The organism is Staphylococcus taiwanensis, from assembly GCA_020544305.1.
GTDB classification, from domain to species: domain Bacteria; phylum Bacillota; class Bacilli; order Staphylococcales; family Staphylococcaceae; genus Staphylococcus; species Staphylococcus taiwanensis.
This window is the reverse complement of sequence record CP058667.1, coordinates 223908-244448: the sequence shown is the minus strand read 5'-3', so window position 1 is coordinate 244448 and position 20541 is coordinate 223908. Positions and strand designations below refer to the sequence as shown.

General features: G+C 35.8%; 21 protein-coding genes. 12 read left to right on the top strand and 9 right to left on the bottom strand.

The annotated features are described in order from the left end of the window. Window positions 1–85: 85 nt before the first annotated feature. On the bottom strand, window positions 86–1243 hold the full coding sequence (gene nagA / locus HYI43_01125; protein ID UDI77222.1) for an N-acetylglucosamine-6-phosphate deacetylase: 1158 nt from the start codon (window positions 1241–1243) through the stop codon (window positions 86–88). A 255-nt stretch (window positions 1244–1498) separates the two neighbouring features. Between nagA and HYI43_01120 the strand changes: the two genes are divergently transcribed. Both HYI43_01120 and HYI43_01115 read left to right on the top strand, forming a co-directional pair. Beyond that, entirely contained in the window at window positions 1499–1699 is a 201-nt protein-coding gene (locus tag HYI43_01120) for a hypothetical protein (GenBank protein UDI77221.1), read from the top strand. Window positions 1700–1786: 87 nt separating this feature from the next. Continuing rightward, window positions 1787–2572 carry a putative hydro-lyase gene (locus tag HYI43_01115; protein ID UDI77220.1) on the top strand — a complete coding sequence of 262 codons (786 nt, stop codon included), beginning with the start codon at window positions 1787–1789 and terminating at the stop codon, window positions 2570–2572. Window positions 2573–2645: 73 nt separating this feature from the next. On the opposite strand, the gene HYI43_01110 is transcribed toward HYI43_01115, so the two are convergent. After that, the gene (locus HYI43_01110) at window positions 2646–3845 is read right to left on the bottom strand and encodes a DUF819 domain-containing protein (GenBank protein UDI77219.1); all 1200 of its coding nucleotides are present in this window, start codon (window positions 3843–3845) and stop codon (window positions 2646–2648) included. Between the two features lie 193 nt (window positions 3846–4038). Between HYI43_01110 and HYI43_01105 the strand changes: the two genes are divergently transcribed. The 4 genes from HYI43_01105 to HYI43_01090 all read left to right on the top strand — a co-directional run bounded on the left by HYI43_01105 (window position 4039) and on the right by HYI43_01090 (window position 7543). Then, window positions 4039–5457 (top strand): anion permease, encoded by a 1419-nt coding sequence (locus HYI43_01105; GenBank protein UDI77218.1) that lies wholly within the window; start codon window positions 4039–4041, stop codon window positions 5455–5457. Window positions 5458–5694: 237 nt separating this feature from the next. Continuing rightward, the gene (locus HYI43_01100) at window positions 5695–5952 is read left to right on the top strand and encodes a hypothetical protein (GenBank protein ID UDI77217.1); all 258 of its coding nucleotides are present in this window, start codon (window positions 5695–5697) and stop codon (window positions 5950–5952) included. 164 nt (window positions 5953–6116) lie between these two features. Then, complete coding sequence (locus HYI43_01095; GenBank protein ID UDI77216.1) at window positions 6117–6614, top strand: HTH domain-containing protein; 498 nt, start codon at window positions 6117–6119, stop codon at window positions 6612–6614. A 116-nt stretch (window positions 6615–6730) separates the two neighbouring features. After that, window positions 6731–7543: a hypothetical protein gene (locus tag HYI43_01090; protein UDI77215.1), complete on the top strand. Its 813-nt coding sequence runs from the start codon at window positions 6731–6733 to the stop codon at window positions 7541–7543. Window positions 7544–7596: 53 nt separating this feature from the next. On the opposite strand, the gene HYI43_01085 is transcribed toward HYI43_01090, so the two are convergent. Then, complete coding sequence (locus tag HYI43_01085; GenBank protein ID UDI77214.1) at window positions 7597–8799, bottom strand: hypothetical protein; 1203 nt, start codon at window positions 8797–8799, stop codon at window positions 7597–7599. A 249-nt stretch (window positions 8800–9048) separates the two neighbouring features. Between HYI43_01085 and HYI43_01080 the strand changes: the two genes are divergently transcribed. After that, window positions 9049–10005, top strand: a complete 957-nt coding sequence (locus tag HYI43_01080; GenBank protein UDI77213.1) for an aldo/keto reductase — start codon at window positions 9049–9051, stop codon at window positions 10003–10005. Between the two features lie 108 nt (window positions 10006–10113). Here HYI43_01080 and HYI43_01075 read toward each other — a convergent pair whose 3' ends face one another. The 4 genes from HYI43_01075 to HYI43_01060 all read right to left on the bottom strand — a co-directional run bounded on the left by HYI43_01075 (window position 10114) and on the right by HYI43_01060 (window position 13284). Beyond that, entirely contained in the window at window positions 10114–10314 is a 201-nt protein-coding gene (locus HYI43_01075; GenBank protein UDI77212.1) for a hypothetical protein, read from the bottom strand. Window positions 10315–10429: 115 nt separating this feature from the next. Then, window positions 10430–10807 (bottom strand): hypothetical protein, encoded by a 378-nt coding sequence (locus HYI43_01070; protein UDI77211.1) that lies wholly within the window; start codon window positions 10805–10807, stop codon window positions 10430–10432. 35 nt (window positions 10808–10842) lie between these two features. Then, on the bottom strand, window positions 10843–11808 hold the full coding sequence (gene bioB / locus HYI43_01065) for a biotin synthase BioB (GenBank protein UDI77210.1): 966 nt from the start codon (window positions 11806–11808) through the stop codon (window positions 10843–10845). A gap of 282 nt (window positions 11809–12090) precedes the next feature. Further along, a complete protein-coding gene (locus HYI43_01060) occupies window positions 12091–13284 on the bottom strand; it encodes an NADH-dependent flavin oxidoreductase (GenBank protein UDI77209.1) in 1194 nt (397 codons plus the stop codon). Window positions 13285–13521: 237 nt separating this feature from the next. Between HYI43_01060 and HYI43_01055 the strand changes: the two genes are divergently transcribed. The 5 genes from HYI43_01055 to HYI43_01035 are packed head-to-tail and all read left to right on the top strand — an operon-like array spanning window position 13522 to window position 17605. Then, entirely contained in the window at window positions 13522–14523 is a 1002-nt protein-coding gene (locus tag HYI43_01055) for an LLM class flavin-dependent oxidoreductase (protein ID UDI77208.1), read from the top strand. Window positions 14524–14545: 22 nt separating this feature from the next. After that, window positions 14546–14887, top strand: coding sequence for a glycine cleavage system protein H (locus HYI43_01050; GenBank protein UDI77207.1), 342 nt, complete (start codon window positions 14546–14548; stop codon window positions 14885–14887). Continuing rightward, the gene (locus HYI43_01045; protein UDI77206.1) at window positions 14888–15685 is read left to right on the top strand and encodes a protein-ADP-ribose hydrolase; all 798 of its coding nucleotides are present in this window, start codon (window positions 14888–14890) and stop codon (window positions 15683–15685) included. After that, entirely contained in the window at window positions 15669–16571 is a 903-nt protein-coding gene (locus HYI43_01040; GenBank protein UDI77205.1) for an NAD-dependent deacetylase, read from the top strand. The genes HYI43_01045 and HYI43_01040 overlap by 17 nt, the downstream gene beginning before the upstream one ends. Before the next feature lie 11 nt (window positions 16572–16582). Further along, complete coding sequence (locus tag HYI43_01035) at window positions 16583–17605, top strand: lipoate--protein ligase (GenBank protein UDI77204.1); 1023 nt, start codon at window positions 16583–16585, stop codon at window positions 17603–17605. A 241-nt stretch (window positions 17606–17846) separates the two neighbouring features. On the opposite strand, the gene arcC is transcribed toward HYI43_01035, so the two are convergent. Further along, window positions 17847–18776, bottom strand: a complete 930-nt coding sequence (arcC, locus tag HYI43_01030) for a carbamate kinase (protein ID UDI77203.1) — start codon at window positions 18774–18776, stop codon at window positions 17847–17849. An 18-nt stretch (window positions 18777–18794) separates the two neighbouring features. After that, window positions 18795–19793: an ornithine carbamoyltransferase gene (gene argF / locus HYI43_01025; GenBank protein UDI77202.1), complete on the bottom strand. Its 999-nt coding sequence runs from the start codon at window positions 19791–19793 to the stop codon at window positions 18795–18797. Between the last annotated feature and the right edge of the window lie 748 nt (window positions 19794–20541).

Here is a 20541-nt window from a genome sequence, read left to right as displayed (position 1 = left end):
GTCTGTCGTTTCAAACATTTACTACTTATATACACTAGAATGCATACTTTTAAACTCTGGTAGAAAAGCTGTGTACCGCACTATATTAGTATTGATGAACTGTGCCCGCTTTAATCGTTTTGTCTATTTTAATCGTGTCATCAGTAATAACAATATCTGCGTCTTTGCCAATGGCCAGACTACCTTTACGGCCATCAATATTGAGTGCGATAGCTTGATTTAAACTTGCTACACGCCATAAATGTTCTAATGAATCATGTGTATATTCGATTAAATTGTGTAAACCATCATTCATTTTTAAAATACTGCCTGCTAAAGCACCACTAGCTAATCGTGCCTCTTTACCTTTCACAATAACGTTTTGTCCACCTAAATCATAATCACCGTCTTGCATCCCTTTTGCACGCATCGCATCTGTGATGAGATAGACATGTTCATTCCCTTTTTGTTTATATGCAATATGCACTGAAGCTGGATGTGAATGAATGCCATCAACGATGATTTCAGTATTCAGTTTGTCATTCGTCCACGCTGCACCAAAGACACCTGGATTACGATGTTCAAATGGTGTTGCTGCATTATATAAATGTGTGACATGTTTTGCGCCATGTTCAACCGCTTCATTTGCTTCGTCAAATGTTGCCACAGTATGACCCATTGAGAAAATAATATCGTCATGCAACTGATTTAATGTATCGTGTGCACCATCAACTTCTGGTGCAAATGTGATAATTTTAATTTGATTATTCGCTACTTCTTGGAAATGTTGAATCTTTGCTGCTGAGGGACGTTGCACGTATTTAGGATTCTGCGCCCCAACTTTATGTTCTGAAATAAATGGACCTTCTAAATGGATACCTCCAATTTCAGCTGCTTCTCCTTGTTGCTGATTAGCTTGATAGGCCACAATATTTTTCAACGCATTTTCAATATTCTCATCCGATTGCGTCATCGTTGTCGCTAGAAATGTCGTCGTGCCCTCTGATAACAATTGTTCCGCTAAATGTTTCAGGCCATCATATGATGCATCCATTGCATCTTCTCCATATCCACCATGAATGTGAATATCAATAAACCCTGATAAGACATTGTGTCCCTGTGCATCAATTTGTTCTAAGTCACCCGTGTATTCCCCAGCTTGAATATCACTTATTGTGCCATCTTTTACTACAAGATATCCATTTTCAATAACTTGATCTTCTGTATAAATTTTGCCGTTTGTAATGACATAATTTGTTGACATGATATACCTTCTTTTCTAGTTTAATTCTTTTATTTTCAACTCAATTATAGCATTTCATGTGTCGCAATTAATTCAAATTCCTGTTTTGGAAAAAGTTTTCAAAATGATCAACTAGTTATATAAATACCTTCTTAGAGTCACTTTGATAGTTCACCTGAATATCGATATACTCAAAGTAAACAATTGGTTGATAATCGCATGTAATTGCTTAGCAATATCTTCTAACGATTAACGTTTCTTGAAAGGAGTAAAACTATGAAAAACAATCAAAGTCATATAGAACAATATATGAATTTATTACCTTTAGTTGGCGTAATCATAAGTATATTTCTATTCATATTATTTTTTGGCATCTATCATGTTGATAACAATTGGATCATCGTAAGTTTATACTGCCTTTTACCTATACTCGTCAATAGTTCCATCACTTTAGCCTATAAATTATTTAATAAATAGCATGTATCATGCCCTTGCCTTAAGTGTAAATTTAAAATATTGTAGTAATAAGTACTACACATTTAAGGGGAACAAGGGGGATTTAAAATGGATTATAAATATACATCACCACAAGATTTGCGTCAGTTGATTCGAGAAGGTAAGATAACTGGTCATACAAGTGGCATGGCAGAAGGTTATATTCAGGCAAATGTAGTCATATTACCTTCTACATATGCTTATGACTTTTTGAAATTTTGCTTTAGAAACCCAAAGACATGCCCACTATTAGATGTATCAGAAGTGGGTGCCCATTCATTTCCATATTATGGACCACATGCTGATATTCGTACTGAAGTACCGAAATATCGTATCTATAAACATGGCGAGCTTATCGAAGAAGTAGATGATATCACTGACCTTTATACCAACGATATGGTTAGCTTCTTAATCGGATGTAGTTTTACCTTTGAACACGCTCTACTAGAAGCCAACGTACCCGTCCGCCATATCGAGGAAGGACATAATGTACCTATGTATCGCACCAACATTCCAGCTGAACCTAGTGGTCAATTTAAAGGGAACATCACAGTTAGCATGCGTCCAATGACAATGGCTCAAGCAATTAAAGCCACTGAAATTACAACACACTTTAAGAATGTTCATGGTACACCTATCCACATTGGTAATCCTGAAGCACTTGGCATTCAGAATATTAATCAACCAGATTATGGCGAACCTGTAACTATTAAACCTGACGAAGTCCCTGTCTTCTGGGGTTGTGGCGTGACGCCTCAATCTGTGGCACTCGACACGAAGCCAGACATTATGATTACCCACTCACCAGGTCATATGTTTATTACTGACATTAAAGACAGCGAATTAAACGATTAACTTTTTTTAAAATAAATTGGGAGATACACAGCGTTACAACTTGAGCTGATGTACCTCCCAATTTAATATTTGATTAACCTATCTGTATTAAAAGTTGATAAATGAGTGTGCCGGCATAGTTACCTATGACGTAGCCTAATGTACCAATGATCAGTATTGGACCTACCAAACCTTGCCAACCTTTACTAATTGCTAGTGCTGCTGCAGTCGTTGGACCACCCGCAGTCGCATTACTCGCTAACAATATCTCTTCAATCTTAAAGTTAAATAATTTACCAATAATTAAACTTAACCCTAAATTAAATATTAAAATAATTACCACAAAGACAAATAATAATGGTGCAGTTTTAATAATGGTTACAAACGACGCTGGTGTACCGATGACTACAAAGAATATGTAAATAATGAAGGTTCCAATTTCTGAAGATCCGGCTAACTTTTCAAAGAAATCTCCCCAAATAGCCACCGCTAGTAACGTGAGTGTCGTAAGTAGTAAATATTGGTCACCAAAGAATGACACTAGGATTGTGAGTAAGACATTAGACTTCGGTACAACATGTTGAATCACTTCAGATAACTTAAAACTGATTGCCACTAAAGCGACCGCAATTGCAATCGAAAACGCAATATCTAATAATTGAATAGGTTTGGGTTGCCAATACGATTGTTGTGTTTCTGGTGTTGCTTCACCTTTATAATCTGTCATAAACCTTTTCTTGATAAAAGGTAATGATGGAATCGCAATTAACAACATAAAGTACAATGCCATGACACTATTATCTGCCACTACTGTAGATGAAATCATATCACTTGGCGTTTTGAACTTCGTACTTAATGCCGCAAAGTTAACTCCACCGCCAATATAACTTCCTGTCATCATGGCTCCAATCTTTGCTAAATACGGAATCCATTGATGCAGTATGATAAAGCCAACAGTTGTACCCACAATCGTTCCTACTGAGGCGATAAGAAAGATATATAATAATCGTCGACTTTCTTTCCATATTTTTAAAATATTAGAGCTAAACAATAATAGAGGAATTGATATTGGCACTGCATAATCCCATACCGTATCATAAACGGGTGATGCAGTTGGAATGACTTTGAAGTTGGAGAGTAACATTGCTCCAACCAAAGCGATAATTGCCCCTGAAATCGTACTTGCCCACTGATATTTCTGTTCTAAAAAGATACTCACCGCGGCCCATACAATAATAATTGCCCATAATATCCAAGTATCGTCTTTCGCAATGAATGCTCCCATTGTAAACATAATTCCATCCCCTTTCTTGAGTAACATTTTATACTAAATGCCGGTTCATTTCGATGTTGGTTGTCAAAAATAAAACTTTAAAATTTCGTTGATAATAATTCTCAACAAAACGTATAAAGCCTCTGTACAATGTATTAAAATAGGTCTATTCTAGTTATGGAAATGTTCGTCAGATTGGAAAGAAGGTTCAGATATGGAGAATTCTGTAAAATATAAAAAGTTTATTCTACCCCTTGTCATTGGCATCCTTATTGCAGTGCTAGCGCCGTTCAGACCTGAAACGTTAAGTCTACAAGCCTGGATGATGTTCGCTATCTTCGTGGGTACCATAATCGGTTGTATTACCCAACCTATGACCATTGGTGCTGTATCAATGATAGGGTTCACATTAACCGTCTTAGTGGGCGTCGTTGATACTCAGACAGCTGTTCAAGGATTCGGGAATCCTAGTATTTGGCTTATAGCGATGGCTTTCTTTATTTCTAGAGGTTTCGTAAAAACAGGCCTCGGCCGTCGTATTGCATTACAATTTGTTAGATTATTTGGGAAAAAGACGCTCGGTCTCGCATATTCTCTTGTAGGCGTAGACTTAATTTTAGCCCCAGCCACACCAAGTAACACGGCACGTGCTGGTGGTATTATGTTCCCTATTATTCAGTCATTGTCTAAATCTTTCGATTCAGACCCTAAAAAAGGTACTGAACGTAAAGTGGGTTCATTTTTAATATTCACTGAATTTCACGGCAATTTGATTACAGCGGCGATGTTCTTAACTGCCATGGCTGGCAATCCTTTAGCTCAGAATTTAGCTGAAAAGACCGCCCACGTACATGTAACATGGATGAATTGGTTCTTAGCTGGTATTGTGCCAGGATTAGTGTCATTAATTGTGATACCATTCGTAATTTATAAACTGTATCCGCCAACAGTTAAAGAAACACCAGATGCGAAAAATTGGGCTGAGAATGAGCTCGCACAAATGGGCTCAATCGCAAAAGCTGAAAAATTCATGATTGGTATCTTTATTATCGCCTTACTTTTATGGGTGACTGGTAGCTTTATTGGTGTCGATGCGACGTTAACAGCATTTATCGCATTGTCATTATTACTTGTAACTGGTGTATTAAATTGGAAAGATATTCTAAATGAAACGGGTGCTTGGAACACATTAGTGTGGTTCTCAGTGTTAGTGATGATGGCCGATCAACTGAATAAATTAGGCTTTATCCCTTGGTTAAGTCATACAATTGCGCATAGTTTAGGTGGCTTGAGTTGGCCACTTGTACTTATCATCTTGGTCATCTTCTATTTCTACTCACACTATCTATTCGCAAGTTCAACTGCCCATGTAAGTGCGATGTATGCAGCGTTACTTGGTGTTGCAGTTGCGGCAGGTGCACCACCATTATTTAGTGCATTAATGCTAGGTTTCTTCGGTAACTTAATGGCTTCTACAACACATTATAGTAGCGGTCCTGCACCTATTCTTTATGCAGCTGGTTATGTCACTCAAAAACGTTGGTGGCTGATGAACCTTGTTTTAGGTGTCGTTTACTTTGTAATATGGCTTGGTTTAGGTTCTCTATGGATGAAACTGATAGGATTGATGTAACGATATATTAGGAGAGGAACAAACTTGCGTTCCTTTCTTTTTTTATTGTTTACAATTATTTTTAAAATACACTTTTATGATGCAAAAAAAACGCCATTACCTTCCCCGGTAATGGCGGTTTTTCATGTTCTTTTTGTACTTTCTTCTACTTTTTAAAATTCCGTTCTTCTTGAAAGTTAATGAGTCGCCTTGGCAGGCGCCTCTAGTTTCAAACATGAAGAAACGGAGGTGAAACCTATGCTTTATAACATAATCATTCAGGAACTTGCGAAATATCAACAAACGCCAAAAAGTATCGTTAATTGTTATGAACGACTGGATTTTGGAATATCTCGAGTGAATGATCAAGCATTACTTTTATCAATTTTTCATAATATTTTTCACAAATTAAATCACTATGATGCGACAAGAGATAATTTAAAAGACATTGCCTCAACGCCTGATGACCTAATTGAGTGGTTCGTATTTCAGTCCTATGTCATTGGTAACGATTGAGATAGACATTATATGTCTTCTTAAATTTCAAGAACTTTAAATATGTAACGCAATATTAAATAAATTGAACTATTTATAAAATTAAATCTTTTAACTAAATGACCCATATTGTCTAGGGTCATTTTTTATAATAATTATAGGTTTCGTGAAGGGAAGAATTGCGAATGGAACAGGCATTCAGAGTATTAAATATCTATTCCAAATTATTGAAAAAACAGACAGTTAATAAAGCCAATTTAGCTAAACAATTTGGCGTAAACCCAAGAACCATTCAAAGAGATATTGAAAATATTCGACATTATCTATATGAAGTGAACCTTAATTCAGATATTGCAGAAGAAATTACATTTGACCAACATAAAAACAGTTATTTTATTAAAAGTAGCCATAAAAATATGGGAACAGCACTTCAGACTACTAAAGTCACTTATGAAGTTACGACTCATTTATATCAAAAGCTTAAGCATCATTATGAAATGAAAGTCTTACAACGTACATCTAAGTCTTACACTATCGAGATTGAGATCAATACTAAGGAAGCAATTGAGTTGTGTTTCAATTATCGAAGATCATTACGACTCATTTCACCGACGACGTTACTCAATCAATTCACAACTGAACTCATTAAATTACAAATGATCTATTTACGAAATGAAGTTTAACTAAAGGTGTGAAATGATTGCGAGATAGAATTTCAATTTATTAAAGATTGGATCATCTCGCTTCTTTTCACACTACTTCAATTTTCAACTTTAAAATAAATTAAGGAGCGTTACCTATGGACAATACTAAAGAACAACTCATGTCTGACATCGCACTAATGATAAAAGGTCATAATCAAATACAGACTTGCAATCAAACTATTAATAAGGAGAACAAAAAAATTCACAACATGATATTAAATCATATTAAAAGAAAAAATATGTTGTTTTTACTTTTACCAGGTCTTGCTGTCATGATTTTATCCATTTTATTATTTCATTCAGTTAGTTTATTTTGTATAGGTATTTTTATTTTGATTGCTTGGTTCACCCAAAATAAAAAAGTTAAAAAGCCAAGTAAAAATTTTATAAACTCAAATCGCTATAGCAATGCACAACAAGAGATTCACGCACAACCTGAAGCTCAAAATGCATTACAACATATACGTGACAATAAAAATATCATTACTGAAGTTAATCAAACGTTAAATACCTCTGGTGTTTATAGTCGCATTCCAAGTGCTTATTCTCATATCACAGCATTAAGTTCAATGTTCAACTATCTTTATAATCACCGTGCTGATAGTTTAAAAGAAGCCATTAATTTATTTGAAACAGAGTCACATCAAGCACGTATGGAAGGTCAACAGCAACAAATTCTTTCTAAAGTAACGCAAACTAGTATAGATGCAAGAGCTGCCAAATACGCATCTAATCTAGCTGCAACCAATTCCGCTGCTTCAGCACATTGGGCAAACCAGGCATCTGAATACTCAAAAGAAGCAAGAGATTACGCTACTTCAGCAAGTTATCAATCCTCTGAAGCAAATCGTAAAGCCGGTTACGCAGCTGCCGACGCTCATAAAGCACGTAAGCATAGCGAACGTTGATAAAATCATAAAAACCACTTATCTAGTCACAATGATAGATAAGTGGTTTTATATTAATCTTCATTATTCTCCAAAATAAGTGTGCCATGTTTAATTTTTAAATCTAAAAACTCGTCTTCTTTCAAACTTCTTTGACATTCACTTAAGCTATTATCACTTTTTTTCAAATTACCTTTTGATATTTTACCTGATGAACGCCCTTTATCACTTCTATTTGTAAAAAAGTAAAAATATTCATCTTCCATTTCTTTTAACATTTCTTTAGCATCTTCATTATTAACTTTATAATCATTTTTTAATACTGTCATAATAAGATTTTTCCATACTAAATCATATCTTCTAAATATAAATATGGGTTGGACATTATTACTTAAATCATCTTGAAGATATAATGCTATTCTTCTCAAAATAATACGAGCGCCTAATAATACCGTATTTGCTTCTGTTTCAACTAAATCTCTACCAAAGTTATTACTTCCAAAACCTAACTTAGGTTCTTTAGAACGAAATGGAAAAACTTCAAGATTACACGTCTTTAATTTTTTAGCATTTTCTTTTACTACTTCATAATTTTCTTCTTTACCTAGCTCTTTTTTTAGCTTCTGAAAAATTTTATTATTCTCATTATCACTTGTTAATAAAGGATAAAAATACTCTCCTAGATAATAAAAACTATTTGTTAATTTCTTTACGCCACTCATTATTTCTTTGAATTTAATTTCATTTACTTTAATTAACTCTAATAATTCTTTACTTAGCATCGAGCTTTTGGTATCCACAATATGTTTTCCAATTTTATCCTTATCTGAAAAATTCACAAATTTTGCACTTAAATCCCCAGTATCTATGCTTTCAAATTTTCCAAAGAAATCTTCCAAATTTTCTGGTTTACGTTTGTTATCTTTAATCGCAATATTTGGATTAAGTAAACATTGGAAGATCGTTGATTTATCAATATCTCCATGTATTTGGTTTGGTAAACCATAATGTATGTTTTTAGGAAATTGATTTCTATTATCTGTTTTTAAATACTTCTTTTCTAAGTTCTCTTCAATCGCTAGCCAAGAAAAGTTTTCACTATTGTAATTGAAATCACCAGAATAATAATTAGATTCATTATCTTTGTCCATTATCTTTAAATAATTATTAATAAGATGTGTAGCTCTTTCTTGTGCCCATGGATTGTATTTTGCCATAAATTCTTTTTTATTAAATATTGTATTTTCTAACAATAACTTCTCAAATTTTTCTTCCATTATTTTCATCCCAATCTTTATAAGTTTAAGACTTTTAAGTTACATTTACTAATAGTCGTCTCAACAAACTTATTTAATCATTTGATAGGGACAATATATGAGGTTGATACTATTATGATTATATATCTTCCATTTTCTTCACCGTAACTATGCTATTACCAAATCAAACATCATACCCATTTTCAAAAAATGTTAGAAAGATAAATGAATGGGTATACTTCCTAGTAATTCGATTATAGGAGTGAGTTCATGAAATATACGACTTTAGGCAATACAGATTTAAATATATCTAACATTGGTGTAGGTGGCATGGTATTTACGCCAGATATTTATGGTGATACAAACGACAAAGATAGTATGGCAGTAATTCAACGTGCCAAAGAACTTGGCATTACGTTCTTCGATACTGCGGACGCTTATGGTAATGGTCAAAATGAAACACTCGTTGGTAAAGCCTTAGGTAAAGATAGAAAAGATGTAACCTTAGCAACGAAAGTAGGTTTCTTAGAGAACTTTGCAGGGGTATCCAACGACCCGAAATACATCAAACAAGCAATTGATAAATCCTTACAACGTTTAAATACAGATTATGTTGATTTATACTACATCCATCATCTCGATCCTGAAGTACCGATTGAAGAATCAATTGGTGCAATGTCTGAATTAGTTGAAGCTGGTAAAATTAGAGCCATTGGCTTATCCAATGGCGTGACACCAGAATTATTACGTCGTGCACACGATACACATCCTATTTCAGCTTTACAATTAGAATATAACATTTGGACTAGAACCGCAGATGAAGACGTCTTCCCTCTAGCTAAAGAACTTGGCATCACACCTGTTTCTTATTCTCCACTTAGCCGTGGCTTAATTAGTGGTAAATTGGAGAAAGACCAATCATTCGCACAAAACGATGCGCGTAATCATCTACAACGTTATCAAGCCGATGTGTATAATCACAACGTCGAAGTTGTGAATCAATTGAACGATCTAGCTTCTCAGAAAAATGTTTCTATCGCACAATTATCATTAGCTTGGATTATTCAACAAGGTGTTGTACCCATTCCAGGTACGAAACATGTTCATTATTTAGAGGAAAATGCGAAAGCAAGTGACATTATATTTACACAAGATGAATTAAACGAACTTGAACGCTTATCAAAAGCATATCAACTACAAGGTGAAGGCGGAAACGCACAAGCTTAATATAATTCGCGTCTCTAATATTTCATTAAAAAAGTAATACAATTAATAACACACGCAATGACTGCCATTACGGTAAATATTGCGTGTGTTATACGTTAATGCGTGATTTCAATTATCCAATTTTTCTTTTTCTTTAATTTTGCCTAAATTAACGATTCCTATGGTAAGTGGACCATATAGAAACAATAATGCATACGCAACGTTAACACCTATTACAAAATGAAAAATGCAGAAAGATAAAATACCAACTAGTATTAGTAAAATATTATGCCAACGTTTATCTCCAAATGATGCTCGTTTTGATGACATGTCATTTTCATCCTTTTCAATAATTATTCTTTTTCATGCTATCAAATTTAGATACTCATATAAATGCGATTTCAAAACTTGAACCATTATGCTCTCAGTTTCGTAAAAATTCATCTTAAATATCTAATTCAGGATTAATACTGGTACCCATTTCATTTTGTATATCACTGGCAATTGGCTTAAGTTCTGGAAGATAATTATTTGCGAAACCAATAATGATTTGGTTCTTAATCAATGGATATAATTCTCTATCTTCAGGCAAAGCGTCATCAATTAATCTTATTAAGTCATTATATTGGATGTCTTCAGCCTTTTTATGGGCAATATATTTTAAAAAGTTAATAAAGACCCTCTCAAAGACCTCGTGTTCTAAATCCATATCTAAGAAGATTAGGCTTACCGATTTCGTATCCATTTGATTTTGGCCCATCTGTTCTGCTAATTCGCTAATCGCTTGATAGAGTAATTTCGTACTTTCTTTATCTTGTAACATATCAAATCACCTTTCAAAACGAATGTTATTTTGTTTTACCCATCAATCTCAAACCCTAAATCTTCAATCATTTGATAGTCGAGTTCGTTCGGTTGTCCACCTGTAATCAGATAATCACCTACAAAGATGGAATTGGCTGTTTTTAATGCAATGGCTTGCAATGAACGCAAATTAACTTCACGTCCACCTGCAATACGTATTTCTTTAGATGGATTGATGAGTCGAAACATCGCGATAATTCTTAAACATTTCATCGGTGATAACAAATCGAGTCCGCCAAATTTTGTCCCTTTGATTGGATGTAAGAAATTAATCGGAATACTATCAGCGTCAATGGCTTTTAGCGCAAATGCCATATCAATAATGTCCTCATTCGTTTCCCCCATCCCACATATCACACCAGAACATGGTGAGATATGATTCGCTTTCATGATTTCAACCGTACGTACACGATCTTCATATGTATGTGTCGTCACGACTTCGTTATGGTAACGTTCACTCGTATTTAAATTATGATTATAGCGATCTACACCCGCTGCTTTTAACTTCTCAGCTTGTGCTTCATTCGTTAACCCTAGACATGCACAAATTTTAAGTTGAGGATGCAACGCCTTAATATCATGAACCGTTTCACAAATATGGTCTACTTCTCTGTTCGTTGGTCCGCGTCCACTCATCACAATACAATACGTACCAATATGATTATCTGTCGCAACCTGTGCACCTGCTTTTATTTTGTCAGGTTCAACTAATGCATAGCGTTGTTTTTGTTTCATTTTGATTGATTGACCGCAATAACCACAGTCTTCTGAACAAATTCCACTTTTCGCATTGAGTATCATATTCAATTTCACTTTTTTGCCGAAAAAGTGTTTTCGAAGAATATAGGCTTCATTTAATAATTCGAATGTATCTAACGTTTCATCTTCAAATAGTGCTAACGCCTCTTCTTTACTTAAAACGTCTTGATTTAAAATACGTTCTGCTAAATTTAATCTCATGTTGTTAAACCCCTTACCTTTTAAAAATATCCCGTGGCAATTCTTAATGTAAACTTTTTATAAAATTAAGTTTACATTAAAACGAACATGAATTAAATATTTAGCGGAAAATTAAACAAAACAAAGGGCTGGGACAAAATAAATGTCTCAGCCCCATATATCATTTTGGCAGTAGCTGACTGATTTGAAAATGCGCTTAAATCAAGCTTTTTTCAAACCTAGTCATCCTTGCCGGGGTAAGGCAACGAAATCTTTTAACATCTTAGATTTCTACCTTGCTCCCTATTCTTCATCATAATTTTTCTCTAATTTACGTAATTCATCACGTGTTTTCTTCTGCAAACCCTCACCGTAATCCATCATTTGCACAATATCTTTAAAGGCAGCATGTGGGATAGCCAGTTCATCAAGTTCGTCTGGTTGTACATGCAAATCAATATCTTCTTCTCGACCTTCAGCCAGTTTATGCACGAAATCAGGTTCTGTGACAAATGGTGAAGACATGCCAACCATATCAGCGTTACTTAAAGCATCTAGTGCTGTTTCAGGTGAATTAATACCACCACTCGCAATTAAAGGTACGCGTCCATTTAAATAATCATATACGACTTGATTCACCCGACGTCCGTAATTATCTCCCGGCGTGCGTGACTTATTCCGATAAATATTGCGTCCCCAACTTGCGATAGCCAGATAATGAATATGTGCGACTTCCATGACCCAATCCAAATGTTGGTTAAATTCATCAACGGTATAACCTAAATCACTACCTCTAGTTTCCTCAGGTGTCGCTCGATATCCGAAAATGAAATCACTAGGTGCTTCCTCATCGATGACTTTCTGTACTGCTTGCATGACTTCTAAACCAAAGCGTGCTCTGTTCTCTAACGAATCCACGCCATATTGATCATGTCGTTTATTTGAAAACGTAGAGAAAAAGGTTTGAATCAGTAAACGTTGTGCCACTGAAATTTCTACACCATCAAATCCCGCTTGAATCGCACGTGATGTCGCCTCAGCGTATTGTTGAATGACTTCATGAATCTTATCTACTGACATTTCTAAAACGTCATGTTTAATAGGTGAATGTAAGGTCATCGGACTTGGCCCATAGACTTCCCCATACTTCATAATCGCAGTATTTGAGAATCTGCCCGCATGCGCGAGTTGAATAATCGCTTTTTTGCCATCTTGCTTCATCGCTTGCGCCACTTTTCTCAAACCTGGAATACAGGCATCATCAGAAATGTTAAATCCATATTCGAATAATTGGCCATACGGTTCAATATACGCCGCGCCAGTCACTTGTAATGGTGCTGAAGCTGCTCGACGTTCAGCATAGCGTAAGTCTTCATCTGAGATATGTCCTTCTTTCGTCGACGAATTGGTCGTCATAGGCGATAAGACAAAGCGATTGGCTAACTCAATGCCATTGGGTAACGTAATGGGTTTAAGCAATGGTGCATATTTTGACATTTTGCGACATCTTCTTTCATTCGTTTAGTATTAGTTTCAAAGTAACATGCCTTATAACAATACTCAATCGACTTGTTTGTGAACAGTTCAGACGCTTTTCAGAAATAGAATAACGTAAGCTAGAACATTTCTGTGTCGTATAAATCAAAATTAACCAAAATTCTGTCAAACACGTTAAAATAGTGGTGGGTATTATAATTAGGGAATAAACAAATTATCGTTGGAGATGAGCATCAAGTGGATTTCAGTATATTAGATTATGCCATGATTGATGAAGGCAAAGATGCACAACAGGCACTGCAAGATACGACACGCCTCGCAAAGCTTGCTGATGACCTTGGATATAAACGGTTCTGGTTAACAGAGCATCATGATGTTCCGGCATTTGCCGGCAGTAGTCCTGAACTCTTAATGATGTATTTGTTAGGACAAACTACTCGTATTAAGCTAGGTTCTGGTGGTGTAATGTTGCCTCACTATAGTCCATTTAATGTCGCTGAGCATTTCAAAATGTTAGAGGCACTTTATCCGGGTCGCGTTGATTTAGGTATTGGTAATAACCCAGGCACAGCCATAGTGAAACGTGCGATGGATGAAGATAAACGTGATTATCTAGACTACGCGCAAAGCATTGAAGATATCCGTCATTATTTAAGTAGTCCAATAGAGGAACAACGTGTTGGTAAGGTTATTGCGCAACCGCAACTCACTCGCCATCCGGAAATGTGGCTCTTAAGTACGAGTCAACGTTCAGCCAAGCTTGCCGCATCGCAAGGTATGGGGTACACGTTGGGTACGTTTTTACTACCTAGCCAGGATAAAATAGATGCTGCCAAGACGAGCGTTGCAGTATATCGCGAACATTTTCAAAGAACGGGATTAAATATGGCACCTAAAGTCATGTTAACCACGTTTGCGATTGTCACAGATACGGAAGAAGAGGCGCATCAATTGCTAGATGCGTTGGACGTGTGGTTGTTAGGTAAGCGTCAGTTTGCAGAGTTTGATCGTTTCCCATCCGGTGAGACGGCACAAGCCTATGCATTAACTGATCGTGATAAGCGCGTGATTGAACAGCATCGTGCACGTATCTTAGCTGGCACAATCGATCAAGTGAAACCACGTTTAGATGCAATGATTCAAGCTTTCGAGGCAGATGAAGTCTTAGTCGTACCATTGTTACCGGGCATTGACCAACGATGTCGTACAATTGAACGATTAGCACACGCGTATTTATAAATAGAGAAAGGAATGATAATTAATGGCTAAATTAGCTAATTATTTATATGTTGAAAAGGAAGGAAACCAATATATTTATCGCATGACACCTGAATTACAAGATGACGTAGGTACAGTTGGTTATGTAGAATTTATGGGCGGAGACGATGTCAATGTGAATGATGAAATCGTGAGTATCGAAGCTTCTAAGACCGTATTAGATGTCCAATCACCACTTGCAGGTAAAATTGTAGAACGTAATACGAAAGCCGAAGATACGCCTTCAATTTTAAATTCTGAAAAACCAGAAGAAAACTGGCTAGTTAAATTAGAAAATGTAGATGAAGATGCATACAACGCGTTACCAGAACCGGATGATGAATAGATGACAAATACGCAAGAAGAACGCCTCACTTATTTAATTCGAGCTATGTGGAATGAAGCACATAAACACAAACCATTAGACTACCCTGACACTGCCGAGGGAGAATGGGACCTTTATCGTGGCTTAGCAAATGTGCGTCCACCTAAACCTGTGAGTGCGGCATTTTTAGAAGTACAAAATGCATATTTATCTACATTGAATAGTCAACAAGACATCACACATATTGAGGATTTATCACCTGTCTTAGGTAACCAACTTTATCTATGGCAAGGCGATATTACTACACTAGCGGTAGATGGCATTGTCAACGCAGCCAATAGTCGTTTCTTAGGCTGTATGCAAGCAAATCATGATTGTATTGATAATATCATTCATACCAAAGCTGGCGTGCAATTACGCTTAGCTTGTGCCGATATCATTGAACAACAAGGTCGTAAAGAAGGTGTGGGGAAAGCCAAAATAACATCGGGTTATAACTTGCCTGCGAAATATGTCATTCATACAGTTGGTCCGCAAATTCGTAAACAACCTGTATCACAAATGAATAAAGACTTATTAGCACGTTGTTATCGTAGTTGTTTAGCGCTTGCCGATGCGCATGATTTACAACACATCGCTTTTTGTTGTATTTCAACCGGCGTCTTTGGCTTTCCACAAGATGAAGCCAGTCGTATCGCAATTGAGACTACGCTCGATTATATTCATGAAACTGGCTCCAACATTCAAGTCATTTTTAACGTCTTTACTGACCAAGATTTAGCATTATATAAGGAGGCCTTTGATGACTACAACAGATAATTCAACTTGGACTGCCCTTGCTTTAGCACATCAAGAGCATGTTGATCAAAGCGATATATTAGCACAAGCGATGGACGAAGCCGATGCGATTGTGGTGGGTATAGGTGCAGGCATGTCTGCCTCAGATGGCTTCACATATATTGGTGACCGCTTCACACAGAATTTTCCGGACTTTATCGAGAAATATAACTTCTTTGATATGTTGCAAGCGAGTTTGCATCCGTTTGAAAGTTGGCAAGAATATTGGGCTTTCGAAAGCCGCTTTGTAAAGTTAAATTATCTCGACCAACCTGTAGGTCCTTCGTATGTTGCACTTAAAAACATATTGAAAGATAAAGACTACCATATCATTACGACCAATGCTGACAATGCTTTTGCAGTCGCGGATTATGATATGAATAAAGTATTTCATATTCAAGGTGAATACATTCTTTGGCAATGCAGCCAACACTGTCATGCTCAAACCTATCGTGACGATGACGCTATTCGTGAAATGGTAGCTCGACAAGAAGATATGAAGATTCCATATGAGTTGATTCCGCATTGTCCAAAATGTGATGCCCCAATGGAAATTAATAAACGTAAGGCACAAGTTGGTATGGTTGAAGATGCAGATTTCCAGGCCCAATTAGCACGTTATAATGATTTTCTTGAATCACATAAAGATGGCAAAGTATTGTACTTAGAAATTGGTATTGGTTACACAACACCACAATTTGTGAAACATCCTTTCCAACGTATGACTCGCCACAATAAAGAAGCAATCTTTATGACATTAAATAAGAAAGCCTATCGCATACCGAAGTCTATTCAAGATAGAACCATTCATCTAACTGACGATATTGCATCATTAATGATTCATGCACAAAGACAATTAACAACTTAGGAGACGAGAACATGTACTTAATAGAACCTATCCGTAATGGTAAATATATCGATGATGGCGCCGTTAACTTAGCAATGCAAGTCTATATCAATAATCATATCTTTTTAGACGAAGATATCTTACTCCCATACTACTGCAAGCCTAAAGTAGAAATCGGTCGTTTTCAGAACACAGCAGTCGAAATCAATCAAGATTATGTAGACGACAATAATATTAAAGTGGTGCGTCGTGATACAGGCGGTGGTGCGGTATACGTAGATGACGGTGCCGTCAATGTATGTTGTATTCTAGAACAAGATACTTCTATTTATGGTGACTTCCAACGTTTCTATCGCCCTGCCATTCATGCGTTACACAATTTGGGCGCTACTGACGTTATTCAAAGTGGTCGTAATGACCTTGCTTTAAATGACAAGAAAATTTCAGGTGCTGCGATGACATTATTAAATAATCGTATTTATGGTGGTTATTCATTATTATTAGATGTCGATTACGATGCCATGGTCAACGTATTGAAACCCAACCGTAAGAAGATTGAATCTAAAGGTATTAAATCCGTACGCGCTCGCGTCGGTCAAATCCGTGATGCATTAGATCCTAAATACCAAGATATTACAATTGATCAATTTAAAGATTTAATTATTACTCAAATTATGGGAATCGATGACATTAAAGAGGCCAAACGCTATGAATTAACCGACGAAGATTGGGCTGGCATCGATCAATTAGTCGCTGAAAAGTATAATAACTGGGAATGGAACTATGGTCGTTCACCACGATATGAATATAACCGAAATGACCGTTTTAATTGTGGCACAATTGATATTTCCCTTTCTATTGAACATAACCGTATTGCCGCTTGTCGTATTTATGGCGATTTCTTTGGCCAAGGTGACATTCACGATGTGGAAGACCATTTGATTGGTACACGCGTGGTCAAAGCTGATTTAATTGAACGTCTGAACGACATTGATTTGACATATTACTTTAGCAATCTTAGCGTAGAAGAATTTGTAGCATTTATATTGAGTTGATTATAATGATAGACATATTTGAAAATGGATTTATAAAATGATATAAAATTTATTATTTTAAGCCTATGGTTGAGCCTTTTACAATCAATCATAGGCTTTTTTATATTTCTACATTTTCAAAAATTTAAAAAGCCTGAGCTTAAGTATGTAAATCACATACATCAAACTCAGGCACTACTTAATTTATTAAAATATAATGAGTGTTATTTAATAACCATGTCAAAAGTAAACCACATTAAAACTATTTTTTAATCAATGTACCAATCTTACCATCTAAAGCATCACCTAAATCTGCTAAAGATGTAATTAATACACTGCCTTCTGGATTTTTCTCGATGAATTGTAATGCTGCTTCAACTTTAGGTAACATACTACCTTTCGCAAATTGACCATCAGCAATATGTTTTTCCATGTCAGCAACTGTTACTTCTCCAAGACCTTCTTGATTATCTTTGCCATAATTAATATAGACATAGTCTACGGCCGTTAAAATAATCAATTGATCTGATTTTAAGTGAGCGGCTAATAATGCGCTTGTTTTATCTTTATCGATAACGGCATCGACGCCTTTATAGTTACCTTGTTCTTTAACAACTGGGATACCGCCACCACCAGCTGCGATAACTAATGTTTGATGTTTAATCAATGTTTCAATACTTTCTAATTCAACAATATTAATTGGCATTGGAGATGGAACTACACGACGATATCCACGTCCTGAATCCTCTACAAATTGATAACCTTTTTCTTGGATTGTTTTATCCGCTTGTTCTTTCGTGTAGAATAAGCCAATTGGTTTTGTTGGATTTTTGAATGCTGGGTCATCCCCAGCTACTTCTACTTGTGTTACGACTGTTACAACTTGTTTATCAATGCCTAATGAATGAAGTTCATTCAATAGACTTTCTTGTAGTTGATAACCAATATAAGCTTGGCTCATTGCACCACATTCAGGGAATGGGAATGCTGGGCCTTGACCATTTTCAGCAGCATAATTTAAACCTAAATTAATACTACCTACTTGTGGTCCGTTACCATGACTGATTACGACTTCGTAACCTTTATTGATTAAGCTAACTAATGATTTAGCTGTCCCTTTAACTAATTCTAATTGCTCTTCAGGTGATTGTCCTAAAGCGTTACCACCTAAAGCCACTACGATTTTAGACATAGGTTGGTCCCCCTTCGATTATTCTCCTAAAGTTGCAACCATCACAGCTTTAATAGTGTGTGCTCTGTTTTCTGCTTCTTGGAAGACAACAGATTGTTCACTTTCAAAGACTTCGTCAGCAACTTCCATTTCAGTTAAGCCATATTTTTCTTGAATTTCTTTACCAATTTTAGTTTCTGTATCATGGAATGATGGTAAGCAATGTTCGAAGATAGTACGTGGGTTACCAGTTTTTTCCATCATTTCTTTAGTTACACGATATGGTTCTAATAATTTAATACGTTTTTCCCAAACTTCATCAGGTTCACCCATTGATACCCATACGTCTGTGTAGATAACGTCTGAACCTTTAACACCTTCATCGATATCGTCAGTTACTAAGATTTCGCCACCGTTTTTAGCTGCGATGTCTTTGCAACGTTTTAATAAGTCGTCAGTTGGATTTAATTCTTTAGGACATACTAAGTGGAATGTCATTCCCATAATTGCAGCACCTTGCATTAATGCGTTTGCTACGTTGTTACGACCGTCGCCAACATATGTGAAATTGATTTCGTGGTAAGGTTTTTTCAAGACTTCTTTAGCTGTTAAAAAGTCAGCAAGTACTTGAGTAGGATGATCTTCATCTGTTAAGCCGTTCCACACAGGCACGCCTGAATATTTAGCTAATTCTTCAACAGTACGTTGTGAGAAGCCACGGTATTCGATTCCATCATACATACCACCTAATACGCGAGCTGTATCTTTAGCAGATTCTTTTTTACCCATTTGACTTCCAGTTGGTCCAAGATATGTCACGTGAGCGCCTTGATCGTATGCTGCTGTTTCAAATGCGCAACGTGTACGTGTAGAGTCTTTTTCAAAAATTAAAGCGATGTTTTTACCTTTAAGTTTTTGTTGTTCTATGCCAGCATATTTCGCTCGTTTTAAGTCCTCAGATAGATTTAGTAAAAACTCAACTTCTTTTTGTGAAAAGTCCAATAATGTTAAAAAACTTCTGTTTCTTAAATTTTGCATCTTGTACAACTCCTTTGTGATTTATTTCACATTTATTGTAAGCGATTGCAAAATATAATACAACACTTTTCAAATATCTTTATAAATTATTTATGTGTAATTGACAAAATATTTACAATTACACGATATTTGAATCTTTATATTTATTTTAGCGTTACAATAAAAATGACACCTTAGATTTCTATGGTTTTATTATTACACAAAAGATGAATTAACATAAACAATAAAGTAACTATTCTTTAAAATTATTTTTTAACCTTTATTTGTACTTTTTAGTCTTTTAACATGTAGTAATTATTTATTAGATACTGATTGATCGAATTATTTCGCATAAGCTACTTTGCGCTCCTGGGGTACTGTTTCTATAGTAGTTCTAAGATAGATAATCACTCACTTAAGTTGAGATGCTTGCCTAGGGGGCTGGGTCGAGCCTCGGTCTCGACACTCATCCTGTTCCCTCAGGCGTCACTCAACTACGTTTCGTTATCTATCTTAGAACTACTTACTTAAGTGTGTGAACACTTAAGTTCCTCAACCCCAGCTTGCTTTGCTTGTAGATTTTCATGTTGAAAATCTCTTTGCTGGGGCCCCACGCGCAACGTCATTTATTATCCATCTTTAGAGCTACTTACCTGAGTGTGTGAACGCTTAGTTTCATTAATCAATAAATTGTTTTAATTATAATGTCCACTTTTTATCCTCTATGTATTTATACTTCTACAAATTTTCATATATTTAAACTATCTAA

What these genes read in the sequence shown, in the direction of transcription:
- nagA (UDI77222.1), bottom strand. Translation starts at nt 1,243, where the DNA reads ATGTCAACAAATTATGTCATTACAAACGGCAAAATTTATACAGAAGAT.
- HYI43_01120 (UDI77221.1), top strand. Translation starts at nt 1,499, where the DNA reads ATGAAAAACAATCAAAGTCATATAGAACAATATATGAATTTATTACCT.
- HYI43_01115 (UDI77220.1), top strand. Translation starts at nt 1,787, where the DNA reads ATGGATTATAAATATACATCACCACAAGATTTGCGTCAGTTGATTCGA.
- HYI43_01110 (UDI77219.1), bottom strand. Translation starts at nt 3,845, where the DNA reads ATGTTTACAATGGGAGCATTCATTGCGAAAGACGATACTTGGATATTA.
- HYI43_01105 (UDI77218.1), top strand. Translation starts at nt 4,039, where the DNA reads ATGGAGAATTCTGTAAAATATAAAAAGTTTATTCTACCCCTTGTCATT.
- HYI43_01100 (UDI77217.1), top strand. Translation starts at nt 5,695, where the DNA reads ATGCTTTATAACATAATCATTCAGGAACTTGCGAAATATCAACAAACG.
- HYI43_01095 (UDI77216.1), top strand. Translation starts at nt 6,117, where the DNA reads ATGGAACAGGCATTCAGAGTATTAAATATCTATTCCAAATTATTGAAA.
- HYI43_01090 (UDI77215.1), top strand. Translation starts at nt 6,731, where the DNA reads ATGGACAATACTAAAGAACAACTCATGTCTGACATCGCACTAATGATA.
- HYI43_01085 (UDI77214.1), bottom strand. Translation starts at nt 8,799, where the DNA reads ATGGAAGAAAAATTTGAGAAGTTATTGTTAGAAAATACAATATTTAAT.
- HYI43_01080 (UDI77213.1), top strand. Translation starts at nt 9,049, where the DNA reads ATGAAATATACGACTTTAGGCAATACAGATTTAAATATATCTAACATT.
- HYI43_01075 (UDI77212.1), bottom strand. Translation starts at nt 10,314, where the DNA reads ATGTCATCAAAACGAGCATCATTTGGAGATAAACGTTGGCATAATATT.
- HYI43_01070 (UDI77211.1), bottom strand. Translation starts at nt 10,807, where the DNA reads ATGTTACAAGATAAAGAAAGTACGAAATTACTCTATCAAGCGATTAGC.
- bioB (UDI77210.1), bottom strand. Translation starts at nt 11,808, where the DNA reads ATGAGATTAAATTTAGCAGAACGTATTTTAAATCAAGACGTTTTAAGT.
- HYI43_01060 (UDI77209.1), bottom strand. Translation starts at nt 13,284, where the DNA reads ATGTCAAAATATGCACCATTGCTTAAACCCATTACGTTACCCAATGGC.
- HYI43_01050 (UDI77207.1), top strand. Translation starts at nt 14,546, where the DNA reads ATGGCTAAATTAGCTAATTATTTATATGTTGAAAAGGAAGGAAACCAA.
- HYI43_01045 (UDI77206.1), top strand. Translation starts at nt 14,888, where the DNA reads ATGACAAATACGCAAGAAGAACGCCTCACTTATTTAATTCGAGCTATG.
- HYI43_01040 (UDI77205.1), top strand. Translation starts at nt 15,669, where the DNA reads ATGACTACAACAGATAATTCAACTTGGACTGCCCTTGCTTTAGCACAT.
- HYI43_01035 (UDI77204.1), top strand. Translation starts at nt 16,583, where the DNA reads ATGTACTTAATAGAACCTATCCGTAATGGTAAATATATCGATGATGGC.
- arcC (UDI77203.1), bottom strand. Translation starts at nt 18,776, where the DNA reads ATGTCTAAAATCGTAGTGGCTTTAGGTGGTAACGCTTTAGGACAATCA.
- argF (UDI77202.1), bottom strand. Translation starts at nt 19,793, where the DNA reads ATGCAAAATTTAAGAAACAGAAGTTTTTTAACATTATTGGACTTTTCA.